21 protein-coding genes, 1 tRNA gene and 1 riboswitch are annotated in these 19,482 nt (G+C 74.9%); of the genes, 9 read left to right on the plus strand and 13 right to left on the minus strand.

Going from position 1 to position 19,482, the window contains the following annotated elements:
* The first annotated feature begins 98 nt into the window (after positions 1-98).
* From ABZY91_RS19165 to ABZY91_RS19175, 3 genes are read left to right on the plus strand one after another with little or no spacing between them, the layout of a single operon-like run.
* Positions 99-458 carry a hypothetical protein gene (locus tag ABZY91_RS19165; protein ID WP_355403762.1) on the plus strand — a complete coding sequence of 120 codons (360 nt, stop codon included), beginning with the start codon at positions 99-101 and terminating at the stop codon, positions 456-458.
* A 22-nt stretch (positions 459-480) separates the two neighbouring features.
* Positions 481-687 (plus strand): hypothetical protein, encoded by a 207-nt coding sequence (locus ABZY91_RS19170; protein WP_329878577.1) that lies wholly within the window; start codon positions 481-483, stop codon positions 685-687.
* Positions 684-899 carry a hypothetical protein gene (locus ABZY91_RS19175; RefSeq protein WP_355403764.1) on the plus strand — a complete coding sequence of 72 codons (216 nt, stop codon included), beginning with the start codon at positions 684-686 and terminating at the stop codon, positions 897-899. Before ABZY91_RS19170 ends, ABZY91_RS19175 begins: the two co-directional genes overlap by 4 nt.
* A gap of 105 nt (positions 900-1,004) precedes the next feature.
* Here the strand turns inward: ABZY91_RS19175 and cpt are convergent, their stop codons facing one another.
* Positions 1,005-1,535, minus strand: a complete 531-nt coding sequence (gene cpt / locus ABZY91_RS19180) for a chloramphenicol phosphotransferase CPT (RefSeq protein WP_355403766.1) — start codon at positions 1,533-1,535, stop codon at positions 1,005-1,007.
* 326 nt (positions 1,536-1,861) lie between these two features.
* On the opposite strand from cpt, the gene ABZY91_RS19185 reads away from it, so the two are divergent.
* Together ABZY91_RS19185 and ABZY91_RS19190 are read left to right on the plus strand one after the other, a co-directional pair.
* The gene (locus ABZY91_RS19185; protein WP_355403768.1) at positions 1,862-3,694 is read left to right on the plus strand and encodes a protein kinase; all 1,833 of its coding nucleotides are present in this window, start codon (positions 1,862-1,864) and stop codon (positions 3,692-3,694) included.
* Between the two features lie 130 nt (positions 3,695-3,824).
* Positions 3,825-4,331: a hypothetical protein gene (locus ABZY91_RS19190; RefSeq protein ID WP_355403770.1), complete on the plus strand. Its 507-nt coding sequence runs from the start codon at positions 3,825-3,827 to the stop codon at positions 4,329-4,331.
* A gap of 71 nt (positions 4,332-4,402) precedes the next feature.
* Here ABZY91_RS19190 and ABZY91_RS19195 read toward each other — a convergent pair whose 3' ends face one another.
* On the minus strand, positions 4,403-5,206 hold the full coding sequence (locus ABZY91_RS19195; RefSeq protein ID WP_355403772.1) for an NRDE family protein: 804 nt from the start codon (positions 5,204-5,206) through the stop codon (positions 4,403-4,405).
* Between the two features lie 382 nt (positions 5,207-5,588).
* Between ABZY91_RS19195 and ABZY91_RS19200 the strand changes: the two genes are divergently transcribed.
* Together ABZY91_RS19200 and ABZY91_RS19205 are read left to right on the plus strand one after the other, a co-directional pair.
* Positions 5,589-6,071 carry a carboxymuconolactone decarboxylase family protein gene (locus ABZY91_RS19200; RefSeq protein ID WP_329947882.1) on the plus strand — a complete coding sequence of 161 codons (483 nt, stop codon included), beginning with the start codon at positions 5,589-5,591 and terminating at the stop codon, positions 6,069-6,071.
* 11 nt (positions 6,072-6,082) lie between these two features.
* Positions 6,083-6,901, plus strand: a complete 819-nt coding sequence (locus ABZY91_RS19205; RefSeq protein WP_355403774.1) for an isocitrate lyase/phosphoenolpyruvate mutase family protein — start codon at positions 6,083-6,085, stop codon at positions 6,899-6,901.
* Between the two features lie 97 nt (positions 6,902-6,998).
* Here ABZY91_RS19205 and ABZY91_RS19210 read toward each other — a convergent pair whose 3' ends face one another.
* The 8 genes from ABZY91_RS19210 to ABZY91_RS19245 form a co-directional block, all read right to left on the minus strand.
* The gene (locus tag ABZY91_RS19210) at positions 6,999-7,265 is read right to left on the minus strand and encodes a hypothetical protein (RefSeq protein WP_329878564.1); all 267 of its coding nucleotides are present in this window, start codon (positions 7,263-7,265) and stop codon (positions 6,999-7,001) included.
* 44 nt (positions 7,266-7,309) lie between these two features.
* Positions 7,310-8,383 carry a cytochrome P450 gene (locus ABZY91_RS19215; protein WP_329947884.1) on the minus strand — a complete coding sequence of 358 codons (1,074 nt, stop codon included), beginning with the start codon at positions 8,381-8,383 and terminating at the stop codon, positions 7,310-7,312.
* Positions 8,380-9,933, minus strand: a complete 1,554-nt coding sequence (locus ABZY91_RS19220) for a cytochrome P450 (protein WP_355403778.1) — start codon at positions 9,931-9,933, stop codon at positions 8,380-8,382. Before ABZY91_RS19220 ends, ABZY91_RS19215 begins: the two co-directional genes overlap by 4 nt.
* Entirely contained in the window at positions 9,930-10,499 is a 570-nt protein-coding gene (locus tag ABZY91_RS19225; protein WP_329878645.1) for an ATP/GTP-binding protein, read from the minus strand. The genes ABZY91_RS19220 and ABZY91_RS19225 overlap by 4 nt, the downstream gene beginning before the upstream one ends.
* 58 nt (positions 10,500-10,557) lie before the next feature.
* A complete protein-coding gene (locus ABZY91_RS19230) occupies positions 10,558-10,905 on the minus strand; it encodes a DUF742 domain-containing protein (RefSeq protein WP_329878558.1) in 348 nt (115 codons plus the stop codon).
* Complete coding sequence (locus ABZY91_RS19235; protein ID WP_329878555.1) at positions 10,902-11,315, minus strand: roadblock/LC7 domain-containing protein; 414 nt, start codon at positions 11,313-11,315, stop codon at positions 10,902-10,904. The genes ABZY91_RS19230 and ABZY91_RS19235 overlap by 4 nt, the downstream gene beginning before the upstream one ends.
* A complete protein-coding gene (locus ABZY91_RS19240) occupies positions 11,299-12,975 on the minus strand; it encodes an ATP-binding protein (RefSeq protein WP_355403808.1) in 1,677 nt (558 codons plus the stop codon). Before ABZY91_RS19240 ends, ABZY91_RS19235 begins: the two co-directional genes overlap by 17 nt.
* A 162-nt stretch (positions 12,976-13,137) precedes the next feature.
* A complete protein-coding gene (locus tag ABZY91_RS19245) occupies positions 13,138-15,540 on the minus strand; it encodes a SpoIIE family protein phosphatase (RefSeq protein WP_355403780.1) in 2,403 nt (800 codons plus the stop codon).
* Positions 15,541-15,824: 284 nt separating this feature from the next.
* Here ABZY91_RS19245 and ABZY91_RS19250 point away from each other — a divergent pair.
* Positions 15,825-15,898, plus strand: a tRNA-Ile gene (locus ABZY91_RS19250).
* A 183-nt stretch (positions 15,899-16,081) separates the two neighbouring features.
* On the opposite strand, the gene ABZY91_RS19255 is transcribed toward ABZY91_RS19250, so the two are convergent.
* The 3 genes from ABZY91_RS19255 to ABZY91_RS19265 form a co-directional block, all read right to left on the minus strand.
* Positions 16,082-16,651, minus strand: coding sequence for a TetR-like C-terminal domain-containing protein (locus ABZY91_RS19255; RefSeq protein ID WP_329947887.1), 570 nt, complete (start codon positions 16,649-16,651; stop codon positions 16,082-16,084).
* A gap of 133 nt (positions 16,652-16,784) precedes the next feature.
* Complete coding sequence (locus ABZY91_RS19260; protein ID WP_355403783.1) at positions 16,785-17,684, minus strand: alpha/beta hydrolase; 900 nt, start codon at positions 17,682-17,684, stop codon at positions 16,785-16,787.
* A 138-nt stretch (positions 17,685-17,822) separates the two neighbouring features.
* Positions 17,823-18,113, minus strand: a complete 291-nt coding sequence (locus ABZY91_RS19265) for a YiaA/YiaB family inner membrane protein (RefSeq protein WP_329878547.1) — start codon at positions 18,111-18,113, stop codon at positions 17,823-17,825.
* Positions 18,114-18,357: 244 nt separating this feature from the next.
* A riboswitch (cyclic di-AMP (ydaO/yuaA leader) is annotated at positions 18,358-18,516 on the plus strand.
* A gap of 12 nt (positions 18,517-18,528) precedes the next feature.
* On the opposite strand from ABZY91_RS19265, the gene ABZY91_RS19270 reads away from it, so the two are divergent.
* Positions 18,529-19,398 carry a M23 family metallopeptidase gene (locus ABZY91_RS19270; protein WP_355403785.1) on the plus strand — a complete coding sequence of 290 codons (870 nt, stop codon included), beginning with the start codon at positions 18,529-18,531 and terminating at the stop codon, positions 19,396-19,398.
* The last annotated feature ends 84 nt before the right edge of the window (positions 19,399-19,482 follow it).

Raw genomic sequence — 19,482 nt, forward strand, 5'->3', positions numbered from 1 at the left:
CAGGTAGCCGCATTCCTGCTTCCCAGCGTAGTCGTCGCCCTGTTTTCCTGGAGAGGAAATCGCAGAATTCACCGAAAGGCTCGAATCCCATGGCCTCCATGCTCAGAAGGATCACCGCCGAGGACCGCTCGGAGGCGGCCGAAGCCCTCGGTGACCTCACGGCGACCCTCGCCGCCGCCGGGACGGCCCTGCCCTCCACCGGCATCGACTGGAACTGCGCCTCCGTCACCGGCGTGGTCCTCATCGACCTCGGGGCCGCGCCGACCTCCGTCGTGCTCAAGCTCGTCGACGTGATCCGCGACGGTGTCCGGGCCCGCCGCGAGCAGGGCGAGCGGCACCCCTGGCGGCCCTCGGCCGGCCGGCCCGTCACCCTCGGTGCGGTCGGCGGCACCCCGCTCGCCGCCGAAGTCGTCGTCTCCACCGGCCGGTTGGTGACCGTCCGCCTCGCCGCCCAGTGATCCCGGAAGCGACCCGCACCCCATGAACACCGAACCCTCCCCCGTGCCCGGCCAACTCGTCCTCGACCGCCGCACCCGCCGTACGGGCGTCTACATGGACACCATCGGCGGCCGTCTCTACCTCCGCCCGGTCGGCGGGGGCGTCGAGTGGACCGCCCGGCCCGAGCACGTCGGCCTCCCCGCGCCCACCGACCCGGCACCGTCGGCCGCGAGGCCGCTTCCCGGATGAGCCGCCCGCCCCGCATGCTGCTGATCGCCGCCTCGGCCGCCTCCGTGGCGGCCGGCACGGTGCTCGCCGTACTCGCCAGCCACCCCGTCCGCCGCCACGGCCCCGGCGCGGCCAACCTGCTCTTCCTCCTCGTCCTCTGCGCAGGCACCCTTCTCGTCAACTCCACCCTCGGCCGTGCGATCGAGCGCCACTGGGCCACCCGCCGACGCTGACCCTCCCCGCACGGGACCTCGGCCCCTCCGACCTCCTGTGCAGGGCGCCTCCCGGCCCGGCTCGTTCCCCCGCTGCGTCACCGCGGCGGACAGCAGGGCCTTCGGTCACTCCACGCGTGCGGCGATGGTCCGTGCGCACTCCATCGACTCGGCCCGGGTGGTGTCCACCTCCAGGTCGTAGGTCACGCCCTGGTGGACCACCTCCGCCTGGGACACGGCCATGCCGATGGTCCGATCGCCCCGTGCGACCTCCCGCCCCGCGGCGACCGCACCGTCACACCGGACGCCGACCCACAGCACCCGCAACCCGCTCAGGGCCGTCCGCCACCGCTGCTGCGAGTCCGCTCCGCCGAGGAAGACCTCGTCGACGACGACCCGGGCACCCGCGCGGGCCATTGCGGCGATCCCCTCGATCCAGGCCGCTTCCAGCGTCCGGAACTCCGGCCCGACGATCACGGCCCCGTCCGGAGCGAACTCGATCCCGCCGTCCGCCGTCTGCATCGACATCGGCATCGCCTCGACCAGCGTGTCCGTCCCGAGGGCCAGCCACGGGTCCGGCAGGACTGCCTGGAGACACCTGATGATCCCGGACTTCCCCGAGCTGGAACCACCGTTGAGAACGATCACCTGAGTCATCACCGCGCCACCGTAGAGGCGCCGGCGCCGTGCCCGAAGCGGATTTCCGCGCCCCCTGGGGCCGTGTCGCCGCCCCTGGGTCCGCCCGGCGGCAGGCGGCACGGCGGGATGCCGCAACGGGCGGACCTGGACGCGGGGTTGAGCCCGCCGCTCCGCCGCCGGGGGGATCCGTGGCTGCGGGCCGGACGAGTTGGGTCGCGGCGGGCTCCGTCGCTGCTCAACCCCCTTGTGGCGACGGGGCGGGAGGCTCGACAGTGGGTGCGAGGGGGCGTGGCAGACTGTTCGCCTGCCGACGCGTTCGGTCGCGTCCGACGGAGGGGCTGGGGATGAGTGGTCGGGGGACCGTGCTCGGGGGGCGCTACACGCTGACCGCGCGGATAGGCGGCGGCGGGATGGGGTCCGTCTGGCAGGCCGACGACGCGGTGCTGGGGCGGCAGGTCGCGGTGAAGATCCTCCACGCGGCGCTGCTGGAGGACGGCACCTTCGCCCGGCGCTTCCGCCGTGAGGCCCAGCTGCTCGCCGCCCTGAGCCACCCCGGTGTCGTGGACGTGCACGACTACGGCGAGGAAGGCCCCGACGAGGACGGCGAGCGCGCCGCCTACATCGTCATGGAGCTGATCGACGGCCGTCCGCTGGACAAGGTGCTCGCCGAGGACGGGGTGCTCCCGCCGGACCGCGCGCTCGGTCTGCTGGCCGCCGCGCTGGACGCCCTGCACGCCGCGCACCGGCGGGACATCGTGCACCGCGACGTGAAGCCGTCCAACCTGATGGTCCGGGACGACGACCGGGTGACGGTCACCGACTTCGGCATCGCCCGCGCCACCGCCGGGACCAGGCTCACGGCCTCGCACGCGGTGATCGGCACCGCCCTCTACATGGCCCCCGAGCAGGCCGAGGGCAAGGAGATCACGCCCGCCGCGGACCTCTACGCGGTCGGCGTGGTCTGCTACGAACTGCTCACCGGCAGGCCGCCGTTCACGGGCGAGAGCGTGCTGGAGGTGGCGCTCAAGCACCTGCGCGAGCCGGTGCCGGCGCTGCCGGAGTCGATACCGGCGGCGGTGCGGGCGATCGTCACGACGGCGCTGGCCAAGCAACCGGGGGACCGTTTCGCCGACGCGGCGGCCATGGCGGAGGCCGCCCGCGCGGCGGTGGCTCCGGGGGCGGTCGCGTCGCCGGTCACACCCTCGGTCACACCCCCGGCCGTGCCCGCCGCGCCCCCCGCCGCGCCCCCCGCCGCGCCCCCCGCCGTGGTCGGCGAGGTCGTGTCCCGCGCGGCCACCGAACCCGTTCCCCGCAGCCGGCGGCGCGGCTTCCTGGTGCCGATCGTGCTCCCGCTGGTGATCTCGGTGGGGACGGCCACCGTGTTGCTCATCGACAAGGCGCCGTTCACCTCGGAGGCGCAGACGCCGGGCTCCGCCCCGCCGGTGGCGGTGACCGTCACCGCGACCGTCCCGGCCGCGCCGCTCCCCGCCACCGTGCAGCCCACCGCGGCGCCGTCCGGCACCCCGTCGGGGACGGAGACGGCGCTGCCGCCCGCCACCGGCTCGTCGAAGTCCGCCACCGGGCCCGCCCGGACCACCGCGCCGCAGCAGCCGCCCGCCGCCACCGCGCCGGGCGCCACGGGGCCCGCCGCACCGCCCCTGCCGTCGGCCGTCACCGCTCCGCCCGTGCCCTCGGGCGCCACCGCCGCGGCCCCGGCTCTTCCGCGGCCGTCGGCCCCCGCCGCCTCCCCGTCGGCCCAGCCTCCGGCCGCCGTCCCCGCCGGATGCGGCGGCACCAACTGGGGCTACCTCACCAATGTCGGGGACGGCCTGCGCGTCGGTCTCTCCCAGGACAGCCTGGCGGGCGGCCAGGCCGTGGTGATGGGAGGCGCGAGCGCCTACGGCTGGGTGCACACCGTTCCGAGCAGCTGGCACCAGTTCAACCCGTGCAAGCTGAGCGCCCCGCCGCTCGTGCAGGACATGGACGGCAAGGTGGTCCTCTCCAACGGCTTCAGCTTCATGACCAACTGGACGGTCACCCCCGCGACCACCTCCGGCGCCTTCTACCTGAAGGACTACATGGGCCAGAACTGCCTGACCGACAACGGCGCCGGTGCGCAGCTCACCATGACGGTCTGCACCCCGGGCAACAAGTCCCAGGAGTTCCGCGTCCCCTGATACCTCTCCAAGCCCCTTGAAGGGTGTTCATGCTTATTAAGGGGCGTTAGTGGCTGGACACCGGTGCTGACGACATGCCATGATCAGGCATGTCGCCGCACGGAGCGGCAGTAGCAAGGGGAGGAACGTCATGACCCAGGAGAACCCGGCGTACGTGTCGGTGCCGGTGCCGGCCCATCTCGTGCCGGCCGTCTACGCCTTCATCGCCGAGCGCAGCGGGGCGACCGCGGCCCCGGCCGCAGCCCCGGCCGGCGGGACGGGGCCCACGTCGAGGGACCCCCAGGGCGAGCACCAGCGGCGCCGCGACGAGTGGGCCGTGGAAGACCTCCGCGCCCTGATCAGCGACCGTCGCGACTCCGTTCAGGTGGTCGTCGCGATCCTCGACATCCTCGCGGAGCAGCCGGGCGTGAAGGTGAGCTACGGGGCGCTGGTCGCCGCGCTCGGCCTCGACCGCACCCGGCTCCGCGGGTCGCTGTCGGGCTTCAGCCGGGTCCTGAAGGCCCACTACGAGCGGGAGTTCTGGCCGATGTGGTGGACGGAGATCGCGAGCGAGGACGAGGACCGCGCGACGGAGTACTGGTACTACGTCAGCGAGACCGTCGCGAAGCGCTGGCTCCAGGCCCGCGCCGAGGGGTGAGCGCCCGGTACAGCACGTGAACGCCGCTCGGCGCCGGTCGCCGGCTTTCCCGGCGGGGTGGGGGCAGGCCGTCAGGCCGCCTCCACCCGGCGCCAGTCGCCGTCGCCCTCCACCGGTGCCGGGCCGAAGTCGTAGCGGACGCCCGCCGGGCCGAAGGCCAGCAGGGATATCGACGACGAGCCCCAGATCCGGCCGTCGCCGAACTCGCGGCGCTGGACCAGCGCAGCCGGGTCGTCCAGCGGCAGTCCGTCCCCGGCGACGATCGGCAGCCACGCGCCCCACGCCTCGCCGGTCGACACGGCCTCGGGGAGCGGCTCCGGGCGGGCGGCCGTCTCGAAGCGGGCGCGGAAGCGGGCGGCCCGGGCACCCATCAGCGAGCGGATCCGCTCGGAGGCGGTCCGGTTCTCCGCCATCCCCTCGGGGCCGTCGTTGAGCACGACGCTCAGGCCGGTGGGCAGGTCCAGTTCCGCGAGCCGGCTGCCGCTGCCGCCCCAGCTCAGGACGCGTACGCCGCCGGCCCGTGCCACCACCAGGTGGAAGGGGTCGTACCGGTCGAGGTCCAGCCGGTCGATCCGGCCGCCCCGGACGGCGAGCAGCGGCAGTTCGCCGCGCGACTGCCGGGCCTGCGCGGGGGCCAGGGTGCCGAAGCCGTTCAGCAGGCAGGCCGCGACGGCTTCCCCGACCGCCCCGGCTTCCCCGCCCGCCCCGGCGGAGCCGACCGCCAGCCAGGTGCCGCCCGCGACGAGGTCGAGCCCGCCGACCGCGGAGGGCTGTGCGGGCCAGTGGCGGCCGGGCGGCGCCCACCGCCGGCCGGCGTACTCGTCCCGCACCGCCAGCACCAGCACCGGTACCGCCGACGACGGCTCGATGCTCACGAACGCCGTACACACGTCCTGTCCCCCTGACCTCGTCCGCACCGGGCGGCGCCGGGATCCCACCGGTACCGCCCCACCCTGCGATCCTCGCACGCCCGTTCGCGCCCGGAGGGGCGACCGGAGCCACACCGGAGGCGAGCGGAGGCGCACCGACGAGACGCCGGAGGCGAACCGACGAGGCACGGGAGGGGCGCCCCGGGCGCACGGCCACGGCCACCGACCGGGCGTCCGGGGACTTCCGCCGGAAGCCCGGTCGTGCCAGACTCCGCGCACCACGGCCGCGGCGGGCCGGCCGGGGCCCGGCGCACCCTCGAAGTGGCCCACGATTCCCGGGCCCGAACGCACCAGTAGGGCAGGCCACCCGGCCCCTAGGCTGGCAGGCATGACGACGAACGAGACCTCGGCCGACACCCCCGTCCCCGCCCCCGAGCAGCGGATCTCCCTTCCCGACCTGGCGCCCGACTTCTACAGGGCGATGTTCGCGGTGGAGCGCGCCGCCCGGCAGGGCGTGGACCCGGTCCTCGCCGAGTTGGTCAAGGTGCACGCCTCGATGATCAACGGGTGTGCGTTCTGCATCGACATGCACTCCACCGACGCCCTGAAGAACGGCGAGCGGGACCACCGGCTGCTCTCCCTCCCCGCCTGGCGCGAGACGCCGTGGTTCACCGCCCGGGAGCGGGCCGCGCTCGCGCTGACCGAGTCGGTCACGCTGCTCACCCAGGGCCACGTGCCGGACGCCGTCTACCAGGAGGCCGCCGCGCAGTTCGAGCCGGCCGAGCTGGCGCAGCTGATCGCACTGATCATCACCATCAACTCCTGGAACCGGATCGGTGTCACCTCCCGGCTCAGCCCGGCCGCGAAGTAGGGTTCCCGACCATGACGGCACAGCAGCAGGCCAAGGCCCGGATCCTCCGCGAACTCCACCGCCCCGGTGACCCGTTGGTGCTCGCCAACGTCTGGGACGCGGCGAGCGCCCGACTGGTGGCCGCCGCCGGGGCGCGCGCCGTGGCGACGGCCAGTGCGAGCGTCAGCTGGACGCTCGGCAGCGCGGACGGCGACGCCGCCGACCGGGACGAGGTGCTGGCCCAGACGGCGCTGATCGTCCGCGCGGTCGGCCTGCCGGTCACCGCCGACCTGGAGAGCGGGTTCGCGGAGACGGCCGCCGGGGTGGGCGGGACGGTCGCGGGGCTCCTCGCCACCGGGGCGGTGGGGGTGAACCTGGAGGACGGCCGGCGGCCCGTGGCCGAGGCGGCCGAGCGGATCGCGGCGGCCCGCGAGGCGGCGGTCGCGGCCGGCGTGGACCTCTTCGTCAACGGCCGGACCGACGTCTTCCTGCTCGGCCTCGGAGAACCGGAGGGGCGGTTCGACGAGGCGGTCGCCCGGCTGCGCGCGTACGTCGAGGCGGGCGCCGACGGGGTGTTCGTGCCCGGCGTGGCCGAGCCGGAGGTGATCGCCGCGCTGGTGAAGGCCGTCCCGGTGCCGCTCAACGTGCTGGCCGGGCCGGGCTCGCCGTCCGTGCCGGAGCTGGCGCGGCTGGGGGTGGCCCGGGTCAGCCTGGGGCCGGGTCTGGCCCGGGCGGCGTACGCGGCGGTGCGCCGTGCCGCCGAGGAGGTGTACGCGCAGGGCACGTACACCGCGCTCGACGGCGGGCTGGGCTACCAGGAGTTGCAGGAGCTGAGCGCCCCCGCCGAGTGAGCCGGCTCAGGACCGGCCGGTGCGACCGTGCGGAACCGGTCCGTCGCACCGGCCGGCCGGTTCCGCGGACGGCCCGCGGGCCGTCCGCCGGCCGGTCTCACAGACCGTGGCCGATCTGGCCGCTGAGGCCGGGGTGGGTCATCTGGTTGGTGCCGATGGCCTCGACCTCGCCGGCGGCGTGGCCGACCAGCGGCAGGTCCTTCGCCTCGTGGAGGAGGAGGTCGGCGGGGGAGAGGGTGAGCCCGTTGGAGAGTCCGCCGAGGGCGTCCGGGGAGGCCGCGGTGGAGGTGGCGGCGGAGGCCGCCGGGACGGCGGCGGCGAGACCGGCCATGGTGAGGGCGGCCAGGGTGGCGAGTTTCTTCATGGAACCCCCAACGACCCGGCCGCCCCGCGGTCACTTCCGCAAGGTCAGACGGTCACCCGCAGCGTCCGCACGCTGTTGCTGACGAAGGACCCGATCGGCTCCGGCGCCGGGCCCTGCGCGAGCGCCAGCCCGGGGTACCGCGCGAACAGGGACCGCAGCGCCGTCTCGGCCTCCATCCGAGCGAGCCCGGAGCCGAGGCAGAAGTGCGGGCCGTGGCCGAACGACAGGTGCCGGTTCGGCTTGCGGGTGAGGTCGAAGCGGTCGGCCTCCTCGTAGTGCCCGGAGTCCCGTCCGGCGGCGGCGTACGAGGCGAGCAGAGCGTCCCCGCGCCGGATCACGGCGTCCCCGACCGGGATGTCCTCGACCGCGTACCGGAGCGGGAACTGGCCGACCGGCGAGTCGTAGCGCAGCGTCTCCTCCACCACCGCGGACCAGGACGCGGTGCCGTTCAGCACCAGCTCCAGCTGGTCGGGGTGGGCGAGCAGCGCCCGGACGGCGTTGGTGATCAGGTTGAGCGTCGTCTCGTGGCCGGCCACCAGCATCAGCAGCAGGGTGCCGACCAGCTCCTGTTCGCTGAGCCGGTCGGTGTCCTCGCGCGCGGCGATCAGGTCGGTGGTGAGGTCGTCGCCCGGTTCGGCCCGCTTGGCGGCGACCACGGAGGCGAGCAGGGCGAACAGCGCCCGCTGGGCGGCGACCGCGGCCTCGGGGGTGGCCGAGCTGGAGACCAGGGTGTCGGAGAGCTCGTGCAGCTCGTCCTGCTGCTTGGGCGGCAGGCCGAGCAGCTCGCCGATCACCTGCATGGGCAGCGGGTAGGCGAAGTGCTCGCGCAGGTCGAACTCGCCCTCCAGGCCGGCTATCCGGTCGAGCAGGGCGACGGTCCGGGCCTCGATGGCGGGTTGCAGCGCGGCGACCCGGCGCGGGGTGAACGCCTGGGTGACCAGGCCGCGCAGCCGACGGTGGTCGTCGCCGTCCGTGGTGATCATGCCGGGGACGGTGACGAAGTTGATCAGCGGCCACCCCTCGGGCAGCCGGCCCTCCCGGAACACCGTCCACAGCTGCGGGTTCTTGCCGACGCGCGGGTCGGCGAGCAGCTCCTGGAGGGTGTCGTGATGGGTCACTGCCCAGACCACCACCCCGCCAGGGAGCTCCACCAGGACCGCCGGGCCGGCTTCCCGGAGCCGGAGGTTCTCCCCGTGCTGGTCCCGTCCGAAGGGGTCGAGCCGGACGGGGTCGGGCCGGCCGGGCGCGCCTGCCCCGGCGTCGGACCCCCCTCGGAGGGGGACGGCTCCGTGGCCGGGTCGGTCGTGCTCGGCGGCTGCGGCGGTGTCCATGCGGCGGGCCTCTCGGGGGCTTGCGGTCGGGGCGGGGTGAAGGCGCTGTAGAGCACCGGCAGGCTGACCAGGGCACGCGACCAGGGCGACGGACGCCAGGCCAGCTCGCTCGGCGGTACGGCCAGTTGGAGGTCCGGAAGGCGGTGGAGCAGGGTCTCGACGGCGGTCTCGACGATGATCCGGGCGGGCTGCTGGGCCGGGCAGACGTGCTTGCCGGCGCCCCAGGCCAGGTGGGCCCGGTTGCCGCCCAGCGCGCCGTGCCCGGGCGTGCCGGTGCCCTGGGCGGCCGGGTCGGCGTTGGCGGCGGCCAGCCCCAGGACGAGCATGTCGCCGCGGCTGATGTACTGGCCGCCGAGGACGGTGTCGCCGGTGGCCCACCGGCCGGGGAAGTTCTGCGTCGGCGGGTCGCGCCAGAGCACCTCCTCCAGCGCGTCGGCGACGGTCAGCCGCCCGCCGGTGAGGGTGGCCCGGAACCGGCGGTCGGTCAGCAGCAGCCGCAGCGTGTTGCCGGTCCAGCAGATGGTGGTCTCGTTTCCGGCGACCATCATCACGACCAGGTGGTGCACCGCCTCCTCGTCGGTCAGCCCGGCCGGGTGGGCCAGCAGCCAGGAGGTGAGGTCGGCACTGGGCGTGGTCCGGCGGAGGCGGACCAGGTCGACCAGGATCGCCTGGAACTCGGCGTTGGCCCGCACCGACTCGGCGCCGCTGTCGGCGATGTGGCTGATCAGCTGGATCAGGTGCTGGCCGGTCTCGGCGGCCAGCCCGAGCAGCTGGGTGAAGACGAGCAGCGGCAGCCGGCGCGCGTACTGGGCGACCAGGTCGGCGGTGCCGTCCGGGCCCCAGCTGTCGATCAGCGCGTCGGCGGCGGTCTCGGTGGTCTCGCGCAGCTGCCGGTGGTCGATCTGGGCGAGCGTGTCGGCCACGGCGGCGCGCAGCCGCTGGTGCTCGGCGCCGTCCAGGTTGAGCAGGGTGGGGCGCCAGGCGGTCATCGGCTGGAGCCGGGAGTCGGGGGCCAGCCGGCCCTCGGCGGGGACCCGCCAGCGGCGCGAGTCCTTGGAGAACAGCGCCTCGTTGCGGGTGAGTTCGAGCAGCTCGGGGTAGCCGACGACCAGCCAGGCCTCGACACCGGGCTCCAGCTCGATCGGCGCGACCGGGCCGTACTGGGCGCGCAGCCGGGCGTACAGACCGTGCGGGTCGTCGGCGACGGCCGTGCCGTACAGCGGGGTGAGCGGCACTCCGACCGGCAGCCCGCCGGGGAGCCCGCCGGACGGTGGGCCGCCCGCGTGCGCGGGGCAGCCGGGCGGCGGAAGCGCGGTACCGGGCTCGGGGGTCGTCATCGCTGGAGCTCCAGTACGGCCGTGGAGTGCAGGTGGTCGACGAAGTCGATCAGCAGGTCGTACGAGGCCCGCCGGTCCCGTGCGTCGCAGTACAGGATCGGCGCCTCGGGCAGCAGGTCCAGTGCCGACCGCAGCTCCTCCTCCGGGTAACTCGGGGTGTCCGGGAAGGTGTTGACGGCCACCGCGAACGGGATCCGTTGTTCCTCCAGCCGGCCGAGCACCTCGAAGCTCTCGTCCGGGCGGCGCAGGTCCACCATGGCGATGGCGCCGAGCGCGCCGCGCGACAGGTCGTCCCAGAGCGGCCAGAACCGCTGCTGGCCCGGCGTGCCGAAGAGGTAGAGGGCGAGCCGGGCGTTGAGCGTGATCCGGCCGAAGTCCAGCGCGACCGTGGTGGTGGTCTTCTCGCTGCGCCCGGTGAGGTCGTCGACCCCGCTACTGGCGGCGGTCATGGTCTCCTCGGTGCGCAGCGGGGTGATCTCGCTGAGCGAGCCGACCAGGGTGGTCTTGCCCACCCCGAACGGGCCGGTGACGAGGATCTTGACGGCGCCCTGGACGGACGGCGGCAGGTACCGGGGTTCGGCGGGGCGGTCGGCGGACGCGCCGGCGGGAGCGCCGGCGAGGGCGTCAGCGGAGTTGGCGGAGGCCAACGAGTACCTCTTCCAGGAGGGTTGTGGGCAGGCGTTCGGCCTGCGGGACGGGCGGGAGCACCTGGACGGCGCCGAGGTCCCAGAGGTCGCCGACCAGGACCTTGACGACACCGAGCGGCAGGCCCAGGTAGGCGGCCACCTCGGCGATCGAGAGCAGGCTGCGGCAGAGGTCCAGGATCCGCTGGTGCTCGCGGTTGAGCAGCGCGTCCTCGGGCAGTGCGGGCCGGTCGGGTAAGGCGGTGACCAGGCTCTCGACGGCGAGGGCGGTCCTGGTGGGACGGCTGCGGCCGCCGGTGATGACGTAGGGCCGGACCGGCCCGTTCACCGCAGCCCCTCCGCCGCGAGGTCGGCGCGCGGCGGACTCGTGAGGTGGGAGCCGATCCGCTCGACCAGGACCTGCATCTGGTAGGCGACCAGCCCGGCGTCCACCGCCTCGGCGGTCACCACGGCCAGGTGGGCACCGGCGCCTGCGGCGACGATGAAGAGGTAGCCGCCGCCGTACTCGATGATGATCTGGCGGGTCGCGCTGCCGTGGCCGCCGAAGCCCTGGGCGACGCCGCGGGCCAGTGACTGGAGGCCCGAGCAGGCGGCGGCGAGTCGTTCGGCGTCCTCGCGCACGATGCCCTCGCTGCGTCCGATCTCCAGGCCGTCGTTGGACACCACGACGGCGTGCTGGACCTCGGGGACGGAGACGATGTCGGCGAGGAGCCAGCCGAGGTCAGGGGTGGTGGTCATGGAACTCTCCGGAGCGCTGGGGAAGCTGGGGGGAAGCGGGAAGGGAAGGGTCGTGCGGGGCGTGCGACCGGCCGGGGTTCTGGCCGTGGCCCGGGGAGTGGGCCCGATCGTCGCCCTGAGGGTGGCCCTGAGGGTGGCCCGGGGAGTGGGCCTGGGCCTGGACGGCCGAGCGGCCGCTGGCCGTGCCGGCCTGGAACATCGCCATGAACGTCTGCGCCTGCTGGGCCGAGCGGTACGGCGGAGCGGCCGGCGGGGTCGGAGCGGCGGACGCGGCGTGCCGGTTGGCCCGGTCGCGCCGGTGGCTCCGGCGGGGCAGCGGCGGCGGCGTGGCGCCGGCCTCGGCGGGCCGGTCGGCCGACGGGGTGTCGGCCGAGGGGATGCCGGGTGCTCCCGGCGTGCCGGTCACCGGCGGGTAGCCGGTCGCCGGGGGGTACAGCGGCGGGTACTCGGAGGGTGCCGGGTACCCGTACGGGTCCTGCGCGGACTGCGGCCCGGTCGGGCCCTGCTGCCCGTAGGCGCCCGGTGCTCCGAACGCGCCCTGCTGCCCGTACCCGTCCGGCTGCCCGTACGCGCCGGGTGATCCGTGAACGCCCGGGGACCCGTGCGCGCCGTGCGCGTCGGGCGATCCGTACGGACCCTGCGGCCCGTGCGTGCCCTGGGGGCCGTGTGCCGGGGACCGGCCGGGCGCGGGGGAGCCCGACCGGGGAGCGGCGGACCGGCGCGGACCGTGGCCGAACACGGCGTCGTCCGTGCCGAGGCCGGGCACGGTCGACGGCAGCGGTTCGGTGAGCAGCGCGTTCGGCAGCAGCACGACGACCCGCACTCCGCCGTACGGCGAGGGCGCGGAGCTGAGGGTGACCCGGAACCCGTACTGCTCGGAGAGCCGGCCGACCGCCGCCAGCCCGAGCTGCGGGACCTCGCCGAGGCGGGAGACCTCGATCGCGGGCCCGCCGCCCAGTGCGGCGGCCGCCTTGGAGACGGCCTGCTCGGGCATGCCGACGCCGCCGTCGTCGATCTCGATCACGGCGCCGTTGTGCACGGGCATCAGGGTGACGAACACCTGGGTGCTGGGCGGGGAGTAGCGGGTGGCGTTGTCCAGCAGCTCGGCGACGGCGTGGATCAGCGCCTCGGCGGCGGCCCCGACCACGGCGGTCTCGATCCGGCTGCGGACCACCACCCGCTGGAAGGGCAGGATCCGCGACTGCGCACCGCGCACCACGTCCTCCAGCGTGACCGGCTCGGGCCAGTGCCGGCCGGCCCGGGCGCCGCAGAGCACGGCCAGGGTCTGGGCCAGTCGTGCCTGTTGGGCGGCGGCGTGGTCCGCCTTGAGCAGGCCCTCCAGCAGGGCCGGATCGTCGTGGGTGCGCTCCATCTCGTCCAGCAGGGCCTGCTGGTCGTGCGCCATCACGAGGATCCGGCGGGCCACGCTGAGGAACGCCCGCTGGGTGGAGGCGTTGAGCTCCTGTTCCTGCTGGACGGCGGCCAGTTCGGCGCCGCGGCGGCTCAGTTCGGCGGTGAGCTGTTCCTTGAGGCGGTCGATCTCGCGCTGCTGCTGGGTGACCCGACGTCGCTGGGTGGCGGAGACCGCGCGGTAGCGGGCGGCGGCCACGAGGGCGAGGGCGGCGAGTACGCCGGTTGCCGTTGCGCACCACTGAGTCATCGTCACGCCGCGAATTCTAGGGTGATGATCCTACGAAGGTGTGAACGGATCTCGCCAAGTGACCAGAACTCGTCGATATCCCGTCAATAGCACGCCGATCCACCGTTCTTCGGGCCCGACCGGACGGTCACCGAACACTTCGTCCGCGCCCGTGCAAGGGCCTTATTGCCCTGATGACAAGCGGTGCAGCAACAGGAGGGCGACGTCGTCCGGACGGGAGCGGCGTTCGGTCACGTTCAACGTGAGCAGATCGGCCAGCCGCTCCAGCGCCGGCCCCGGCCCGACCCGGACCGGACCGGTGTTGCGCGCCCACAGCTCCAGCCCGCCGAGCATCCGGTGCACCGACTCGTCGTAGTCCTCCTCCCGGTCCTCCACCAGGCCGTCGGTGTAGGCGAGCAGCGTCTCGCCGGGCGCCAGGTGCTCCACCACCAGCGGGTAGGGCGCGTCCGGGTCGACGCCCAGGGGCGGTCCGCCGGGCAGCTCCAGCTCCACCGCCCGGGCGTTCTCGGCGATCCGGACCGGGGCCGGGTGCCCGGCGCGGGCCGCCCGCAGGGTGCCGTCCGCCGGATCGAGCGTGAGGTAGAGGCAGGTGGCGAACAGGTCGGTGTCCAGCTCGGTGAGCAGCCGACTGGTCCGGGACAGCGTGGCGGCCGGGTCGTGCCCGTCCGTGGCGTACGCCCGGAGACCGCTGCGCAGCTGCCCCATCACGGCCGTCGCCTCGGCGTTGTGGCCCTGGACGTCACCGATCACCAGGCCGATCCGGCCCTCCGGCAGCCGCAGCAGGTCGTACCAGTCGCCGCCGATCTGCATGCCCTCGGTGCTCGGCAGGTAGCGGGCGGCGCTGGCGATCCCGGGCAGCCGGGGCAGCGAACGCGGCAGCATCGCGCGTTGCAGCTCGGTGGCCCGGTGGTGGTGGGTGTCGTAGAGCCGGGCGCGTTCCAGCGACTGGGCGAGGATGCCGGCGAACGCCGAGTAGAGGGTGCGGTCCTCGCGGCCGAAGGCGCGTTCGGTGGCGAAGGTGATCAGGCAGGAGCCGACCTGCCGGCCGGAGGCGATCAGCGGCAGCACCGCCCAGGCCGCCGGGGCGAGCGGCCCGTCCCCGGTGCTGCCGTCCCCGCCCTGCCCGTCCGGGTCCTGTCCGTCCCCGCCCTGCCCGTCCCCGTTCCCCGCCTCCGCCGACGCCCCCCGCCCGGGCCCGCCCGGGCCCCGCGCGGTCCGGCCGGGCTCGCTGAACAGGGGTGCGGAGCGGGCCAGGGCGCGCTGCATCACCCCCTCCGAGAGGTCGGCCAGCCGGGTCAGCTCGGTACGCCGCGCACCGCCGTAGACGGTGTGCGAGACGGGCAGCAGCCGGCCCTCGTCGACCAGGTCGAGCACGATGCCGGCGGCGCCGAAGGCCGGCCGGGCGACATCGGTGACCGTCGTGGTCACGTCCCGGACGGTGACCGCCCGGGAGAGGGCCCGGGTCAGGGCCAGCAGCAGGGCGGAGCGGGCTCCGACGGCCGGGGTGCCGCTCTCCGGGGCGGCCGGGCGCTCCTCGGGCGCGCGGCCGTGGTCGCGGTCGGCGAGCAGTCCGGCGATCCGGACCGGCCGGCGGTGCACGTCCAGCATCACCTCCCCGGTCTCCTCGATCCGGATCACTCCGCTGCCGCCCCGGCGCGGTACCCGGTAGCGGATCCGGTACGGACCGCCGGTGGCGAGCGCCTCGGCGAGCGCGGCCTGGACGTCGGGCAGGTCCTCGGGGTGGACGAGCAGGTCGAGGTCCGGTGCGGGGGCCGGCCCGCTCCCGTCCGGTGCGGGTCGGCCGACCAGCCGGTGGGCGTGGGCGTCCCAGTAGGTCTCGCCGGTGACCAGGTCGCGCTCGAAGGCGCCGTGTCCGGCGGCCCGGAGGGCGAGCGAGAGCATCGGGTGGCCCGGTGCGGAGGCCGGACCGGTGCCGTCGGGATCCGGCCCGGGGCGCACACCGCCCGGCCCGCGCCGTCCGGCCGACCCGTGCGACCCGGCCGACCCGCCCGGCGCGGCGGGTGCGCCCCGGTCGGTCCGGGCCCGGCGTTCGGGGTGTGCGTGGTCGAGCAGGTGGGCGAGCCGGTGGGCGCAGGCGTCGCCGAGGGTCTCCAGCACGTCCAGGTCGCGTCGGGGGACGGTGCCCCGGTGGGCGAGGGCGAGGGCGAGCACGCCCACCGGTTGTTCGTCGACGACCATCGGCAGGGCGATGACGGCGACCATTCCGGTGCCCATCCCGGCGTTCCGATTGGGGTAGTCGACGCTGGTGCGCTCGGGGCTGAGGAGGTACGGCCGGCGCAGCCGGAGCGCCGTCGCGGCGGGGAGGTCACCGGCCGGATCGACGACGCCGTAGCGCTCGTGGGCCCAGTCGGGGAGGCCGTGGGAGGCGGTGAGCCGGAGCATTCCGGTGGAGTCCAGCAGGTAGAGCGCGGAACCCTCGCCGGTGATCCAGGCCGGCCCCTCGGCGAGGACGGTTCCGAGCAGTTCGGCGGCGCTGGTGCAGCCGAGCAATAAGCGGACACAGCGCATGGCACTGCGCGCGGTGGGGCTGCTGCGCGGGTCCACGGGATTTCCGGCCTTTCCGGTTCCTTATGAGCCAGTCAATTCTTAATACCCTATTTCCAGTGCTGGCGAGCGGTAGCCCGGACGGCGTACCGGACTCGGGGTCCGGCCGTCGGTGGTGCCCGCCCTGCGTCGCCGGTGGGCGGCCCTTCCGGACGGCCGTCCGCCGGCCGGGCCAATCTAACCCCTGGTGGTCGATTGATCCCGTTTGTCCGTTCGGAACCGCCCGCGGGGCGGCCGGTGGCGTGGCACCCCCTTCCGGTCCGGTACCCTTCTCCGTGCAGCACGGGGCTATAGCTCAGACGGTTAGAGCGCTTCCCTGATAAGGAAGAGGCCACAGGTTCAAGTCCTGTTAGCCCCACAGCACCGAAGGGCCCGGAGCATCCCCCGCTCCGGGCCCTTCGTCGTTCTCCGCCTGCGGACCGCGGCCCCCGCCCCTTCTCGCCGCCGCAGGCCCTCCCTCCCGCACGGCGCCGGGCGCGGGGCTCGTGGGCCGGGGCCCGAGCGCCGGGACGCGCCGGGACGCCCGCGGGCCCGGGGGCCCTCAGGGCCGGGGCCAGCCGTGCAGTCCGGCCGTCAGCACGGTGATCATCCGGTCCTGGGTGTCCTCCAGGTCCTCGGCGAGCCGGAAGCCGCCGCCGATCGAGAGCGCCGCGAAGCCGTGGGCCAGCGAGCGGAAGGTCCGGGCCGCGTGGATCGCCTCGGAGCCCTCCAGCCCGTACGCGCGCAGCACCGCGACGATCACTCCGACCAGCCGGGCCGCCGCCGCAGCGAGGTCCTCGTCCGGCTGCGGCGCCTGCGGCAGGGCGCCGTACCGGTGCGGGTGCTCGGTGGCGTACGCGTGGTAGGCGCGCAGGACGGCGGCGACGGCGTCGTCCCCGCCGCGTCCGACGGCGGCCTCGGCCAGCCGGTCGGCCAGTTCTCCGGTCACCCGGACCGCGACCAGCCGGCGCAGCTCGGCGAGGCCGCCGCTGACGTGCTTGTACAGCGAGGGGGTGGCGACGCCGGCGCGCCCGGCGACGGCGGCCAGGGTGAGGGCTTCGGGGCCCTGCTCGTCGACGAGGGCGAGGGCGTGGTCGACGACCTGCTCGGGGGTCAGACCGACTCGGGGCACGGCGGGTCTCCAGGGTGCTTCGGTGGTGGCTGGGGCTGCGAGGGGCGCGTACGGCCGCTCAGGGCCGCGCGGAGCCGCTCAGGGCCGGGCCGCGCGGTTTCGGGCCCGGGGGGAGCCGGGCCCCGTGGGCGGCTCAGGCCAGGGCGGCGAGGAAGGGCAGCAGGGCGTCGGCGGTGGCCTGCGGGTGGTCGGCCATCGGGTAGTGCCCGGAGCCCTCGATCATCACCTTCCGCGCGTCGAGCGCGGCGGCCTGCCGGTCGGCGACCAGTTCCGGCTTCGAGAAGTCGGGGTCCTTGGAGCCCATCACGACCAGGGCCGGGCACCGCACGGCGGAGGTCCAGCCGGTGGGCGCGGAGTCCCCGCGGACGTAGCCGCGGGTGGCGGTCTTCCGGCCGGGGGTGCGCATCGCGGCGACCAGCCCGTCGACGTAGGCGTCGTGGTCGGCCGGCTTGGCGGTCGGGTAGGCGAACTTCCGCTGGTACAGGCCCCAGAAGGCCGGCGAGTGGACGAGGAGGGCGCCCATCGCGCCGACCACCGCGCGCTGCAGGGCGTTCGGCGGCGGGTTCTCGACGAAGGCGTCCAGCAGGACGATCCCGGCGACCCGCTCCGGCGCGTCCCCGGCGGCCCTGACCACGGTGGCGCCGGTGTACGAGCTGCCCGCCAGGGCGGCCCGCTCGATGCCGAGGTGGTCGAGCAGGGCGAGGACGTCGCGGGCGATCGCGGCGGGCGAGTAGTCGTCCCAGGTGATCGAGGACTCGCCGAAGCCCCGCAGGTCCATGGTGATCACCCGGCGGCCGGCGGCGGTCAGCAGCGGGCGCAGGTGCCGGTAGGCGGCCCGGCTGTCGAGCATGCCGGGGAGCAGGACGACGGGGACGCCGTCGCCGTGGCCGGAGTCGTCGAAGGCGAGTCGGCCGCCGGGGAGGTCGAGGTAGCGGGTGACGGGGGCGGTGCCGGTCATGGTGGGCCTCCTCGGTCCGCCGCGGGCGGGCTCGCCGCGCGGGTTCGGGTCGTCGGCGACTGCGCCGATAGCCATAAAGCTAAGGCTAATAGCCTTAGCCGTCAAGCTACGACCCGATTCCGAGGGGGGTGGGCGCGGCGGCCGGGCGTGACGACCGGTCCGGCGGCCGGCCCGGTGACCGCTCCCGGCGGAGGCGCCGGGGCGCCCTCCGCCTCAGACCCCCTCCACCTTGAACGGGTCGTGCTCGGCCAGCAGCTTGTCCAGCCGGGCCTGGTCGACCCGGGTGACCAGCTCGGTGGACTCCTGGCGGTCCCGGACCACCTTGGCCAGCGTGAACGCGGAGGTGATGGTGTAGAGCAGGCCGAGGCCGAGGAAGGCCCGGGTCCAGGCCCCGACCGGGAGGTAGGCGATGCCGATCGCGAGGGCGACGGCGGACAGGAAGAAGGACAGGACGGCCTGGACGTAGTACGCGGCCGTGGTGCGTGACTGCATCGGTGTGCTCATGGCGCCAGGATGGCCGCGCGGACTCCGGTCGCACATGAGTAGAGGTACTCAGATGGGGGGCCGTTCGTTGACGTCCTATCACGTTCGGTAGTGTCAGTTGTCGTCAATCGTCCCAAAACGCCCATCGGACCGCGCGCGTCCGGCCCGTATCCCGTCGTCCTCAACAGATGGCTTGGAATCGGGGGCCTCTCGGATTAACGTTTGATAACGCAGCGCGGTCCCTAACGCCGTAACCAGACGGCACCGTGCGCCGTCGCCTAATCCCGCCGGCCGGCCTTCGGGCAGGCCAGGGAGCCGGGGAACCATGTTCCTTGGGGTGAATCGGCCGGGCCCAGGCCCAGCCGTAGGAGACCTTCCTGCTCCGAACCCGTCAGCTAACCCGGTAGGCGCGAAGGAAGGAAAGGAGCGCGCCTCCGTGGCGTCGACGCACACCCCGGCACACCCGTCCGGCTTCTCCGCCGGTACCCAGCTGCTCGACCACCCCCGCACTGCGGCCCACCCGGGCCTGTTCGGCGGCCCGGCGGACGAGACCGCTCCGCAGACCGCCGAGATCAACCGGCACCGGATGCCCCGTCAGACCCGCGGCACCGCTCCGCTGCTCGGCGTCACCGCCGTCGCGGCCACCCTGGGCGCCACCGGCTTCGCCTCCGCGACGCCGGCCGCCGCGCCCGCCGTCGAGGTGCCGGACGAGACCCCGGTCGCCCTCTCGGCCGACCCCGGGCTCGCCCTCGCCGCCAGGATCCAGCAGCAGGCCGACAGCCAGCGCACCGCCGCCGACGAGACCGCCCGGGTGCAGGCCGCCCAGGAGGCCGAGGCCAAGCGCGCCGCCCAGGTCGCCCAGCAGGCGCAGGCCAAGCGCGCCGCCGAGGAGGCCGAGAAGGCCAAGCTCGCCGCCATCAACCTGCCGGTGCGCGACTACAGCCTCTCCGCCCACTACGGCCAGAGCGCCCGCTACTGGGCCCACCTGCACACCGGCCTGGACTTCGCCGCCGACACGGGCACCGCCGTCTACGCGGTCGGCCAGGGCACCATCACCTCGGCCGGCTGGGCCGGGTCCTACGGCTACCGGATCGTCGAGACCCTGCCCGACGGCACCGAGATCTGGTACTGCCACCTCTCCTCGATCATCAAGGGCTCGGGCAAGGTCGTCCCCGGCCAGCAGATCGGCAAGGTCGGCGCCACCGGCAACGTCACCGGCCCGCACCTGCACCTGGAGGTCCGGCCCGGCGGCGGCGCCCCGGTCGACCCGGAGAGCTGGTTCGAGCAGCGCGGCATCAACCCCTGATCCCTGCGACCCCTGCGACCCCTGCCGAGCCGCGCTGAGCCGAGCCCGGCAGCCCCGCGAGGCGCTGCGACCCGTTCGACGCCG

It is taken from the genome of Kitasatospora sp. NPDC002965 (genome assembly GCF_040611255.1).
GTDB lineage: Bacteria > Actinomycetota > Actinomycetes > Streptomycetales > Streptomycetaceae > Kitasatospora.

Coding starts and splice junctions, on each gene's coding strand:
- ABZY91_RS19175 (WP_355403764.1), top strand. CDS start 684: ATGAGCCGCCCGCCCCGCATGCTGCTGATCGCCGCCTCGGCCGCCTCC.
- ABZY91_RS19200 (WP_329947882.1), top strand. CDS start 5,589: ATGACGACGAACGAGACCTCGGCCGACACCCCCGTCCCCGCCCCCGAG.
- ABZY91_RS19190 (WP_355403770.1), top strand. CDS start 3,825: ATGACCCAGGAGAACCCGGCGTACGTGTCGGTGCCGGTGCCGGCCCAT.
- ABZY91_RS19265 (WP_329878547.1), bottom strand. CDS start 18,113: ATGAGCACACCGATGCAGTCACGCACCACGGCCGCGTACTACGTCCAG.
- ABZY91_RS19165 (WP_355403762.1), top strand. CDS start 99: ATGCTCAGAAGGATCACCGCCGAGGACCGCTCGGAGGCGGCCGAAGCC.
- ABZY91_RS19210 (WP_329878564.1), bottom strand. CDS start 7,265: ATGAAGAAACTCGCCACCCTGGCCGCCCTCACCATGGCCGGTCTCGCC.
- ABZY91_RS19205 (WP_355403774.1), top strand. CDS start 6,083: ATGACGGCACAGCAGCAGGCCAAGGCCCGGATCCTCCGCGAACTCCAC.
- cpt (WP_355403766.1), bottom strand. CDS start 1,535: ATGACTCAGGTGATCGTTCTCAACGGTGGTTCCAGCTCGGGGAAGTCC.
- ABZY91_RS19170 (WP_329878577.1), top strand. CDS start 481: ATGAACACCGAACCCTCCCCCGTGCCCGGCCAACTCGTCCTCGACCGC.
- ABZY91_RS19185 (WP_355403768.1), top strand. CDS start 1,862: ATGAGTGGTCGGGGGACCGTGCTCGGGGGGCGCTACACGCTGACCGCG.
- ABZY91_RS19260 (WP_355403783.1), bottom strand. CDS start 17,684: ATGGCTATCGGCGCAGTCGCCGACGACCCGAACCCGCGCGGCGAGCCC.
- ABZY91_RS19220 (WP_355403778.1), bottom strand. CDS start 9,933: ATGACGACCCCCGAGCCCGGTACCGCGCTTCCGCCGCCCGGCTGCCCC.
- ABZY91_RS19240 (WP_355403808.1), bottom strand. CDS start 12,975: ATGACTCAGTGGTGCGCAACGGCAACCGGCGTACTCGCCGCCCTCGCC.
- ABZY91_RS19235 (WP_329878555.1), bottom strand. CDS start 11,315: ATGACCACCACCCCTGACCTCGGCTGGCTCCTCGCCGACATCGTCTCC.